The following is a 2,358-nucleotide window of genomic DNA, read 5'->3' as shown; positions in this document are numbered from 1 at the left end:
GTGAACTATACCTAAACTAAAAAAAGGCCCTTTCCCCCCACCACCTTGCTTTGCTTGGCAGCCGGCAGGTGGTGGGGACCAGAGGGGCCTAGAGGTATGACAAAGAATATCAATACAGGTAGAGATGTTCCGGCACAAAACCCCCAGGGTGGGGGTTTTTGTGCCACTTTAAAGGCTTCTGACGGGGGTAGAGCAGCACTTGACCATGCGCACATTTCTGTAAGGTCTGGGGGTCGCCAGCTCGTTATTGATCGAGGAAATCGTTCTCAAGAGGTGGACAGTGACCCAGATGATAGGGTCGATGACTCTGACCAAGAGCCTTCAAAGCGAGGGGAAATCACTGGCTTCTCTGCCGACAGTCGGCGGCGATTGAGAAAGAAACTGCACGCGGTTGAGAGGGATGCGGGTGGATTATTTGTCACCCTGACTTATCACGAAGATCACCCCGCACCGGGGGAGTGCAAGCGGCACTTAGAAGTGTTCTGGAAGCGTCTCCAAAGGCGATTTCCTGATATCTCTGCGGTCTGGAAAATGGAGCCTCAGGAGAGGGGCGTTCCCCACTTTCACCTGATGATATTCGGGATAGACTTCATCCCCGTGCAGTGGCTTTCTAAGCAGTGGAACGACGTAGTGGGTGATACTGACACCCACCGAAAAAGCGGGGTTGAGTTGGAGCCGTTCGTGAATCAAGACGGCAAGCTCCAGGGCTATATGGCGAAGTATATGGGCAAGGAATACGACACTTGGCCAGGGGTGGAAGAAGGGGATGAGTGGGCTGAAATGGGGCGCTGGTGGGGATGTCTCAATCGGGATCAGATCCCCTATGCAGAATGGGATGATGCCCGAATTTACCTCGATCAAGGAGAAGCGATTCAGCTCATCAGTGATCTTCTCGACGAGTGGGGCGTCACCATTGCAGATGGGGTGATCCCACCGTCGCTGACGATCAATACGCGAGGCGATCCCCTCGACCGTCTGGACAGTTTAATGGCGCGCCTTTAGGGGGTATGTCTGCCCCCGATAACAACCCCTTAAAATAATCTTTACGGGAGGGGTATGGCGGTACGCTCCACAAGTTGCCACCCACCCACCCGCGCTCGATGGGGCGCGTCCTATGGACGCAAGACACCTGACCAAATGGGAAGGTGAGGCCCCGTAGGCCGTAGGCCGCAGGGGTGCAATCAGAAGATAACGCCCCTTGGTCTTGACCTACTCCCATATCTCGACGCGGGAGAGATTGGGAGACCTTTCGGGTCTCAAAAGATGGTGTGTCGTGCGTGCACGACAACAGATTGAACCCTCGGGAACCGACCTGTTCCATATGTATACGCATGGCTCCGCACCCTGTAATCAACTTCGTTCTCCATATGCCTAGGACCCTCGATCAGACAGTAGACTGGGACGAGAATGAGGCGACCCAGTTTGTGTCCAATCATCAGTTGGCTGACCTCACGGGGCGGTCAACATCGTGGATCTCTGACTGTGCGCGGCATGACTATCTACTCGATGGTATGCCCCTCGCTCAATGGGCAGTGCAAGACCGATATGGTCAAATTCGCGGATTCGATGTTCCAGAATCTATTCTTAGCGCGATGCGACGCGCGCAATTCAGCAACGAGTGACTCCCATGCGGAAGGTAGATATTGAACTTGCTGATATGGCAGATCAGCTTGGCGTTAGCACGCGTCGGCTGATGGTCGGTGTCCATACTGGAAGGTTTTCAGAGTATGTCACCGAAGGCGATTTAGTGCATGGCGATAAGGGTGATCCCCTCTTCTTTCGGATCGACCAGAATCGCGCCTTCGGGATCTGCGGATCGGACCTTCCCGACGTGGCGAAGGACATGAGCGTAGTCGAAAATATGAGCAGGTCCGACGAAGTGCAGCCGGTCGAAGAGAGCCGTGAAAACACGGAGTTGGCGGTCCACACTGGCAGTGCACTGGGATCTACACGAGAGTCAAGTCCCACTACTCTGCGAGAGAGCAGTCAGGAGCCTCAGAGCAGCTCCAATGCCTTCGCGAAGGCGGTGATGGCAGGACTGTTCATTGCTGGCGGTGCGGCCCTGGTGGCTACTCTGCTTGAAGAAGATTCTGGCCTCTCTGGTAGTCAACTTCGGGACATTTACAAGCAGGGGGTTAACGCAAGAATTGACGGAAGTAATGTCAATCCTTATGCAGACAACCCTGAAGCGCGCGACGAATTTCGGAGGGGCTGGTGGGCAGCAGATGAGGAAATACGCGAACGTCTGGTGAGAAGTGGATACGTCCGCGTCGGGCCTACTGTGAACTATACCTAAACTAAAAAAAGGCCCTTTCCCCCCACCACCTTGCTTTGCTTGGCAGCCGGCAGGTGGTGGGG

At 54.7% G+C, this 2,358-nt stretch carries 2 protein-coding genes; both read left to right on the top strand.

Annotated features, from left to right (window positions below):
* Positions 1–369 precede the first annotated feature (369 nt).
* Entirely contained in the window at positions 370–1,002 is a 633-nt protein-coding gene (locus OJB03_RS15535; RefSeq protein ID WP_263788989.1) for a rolling circle replication-associated protein, read from the top strand.
* A gap of 655 nt (positions 1,003–1,657) precedes the next feature.
* Positions 1,658–2,296, top strand: coding sequence for a hypothetical protein (locus tag OJB03_RS15530; RefSeq protein WP_263788988.1), 639 nt, complete (start codon positions 1,658–1,660; stop codon positions 2,294–2,296).
* Positions 2,297–2,358: the final 62 nt, after the last annotated feature.

This window comes from Salinibacter grassmerensis (assembly GCF_947077765.1).
Taxonomy (GTDB): domain Bacteria; phylum Bacteroidota; class Rhodothermia; order Rhodothermales; family Salinibacteraceae; genus Salinibacter; species Salinibacter grassmerensis.
Note: the sequence above shows the minus strand (reverse complement) of the source record. Positions and strands in the feature narration are given on the sequence as shown.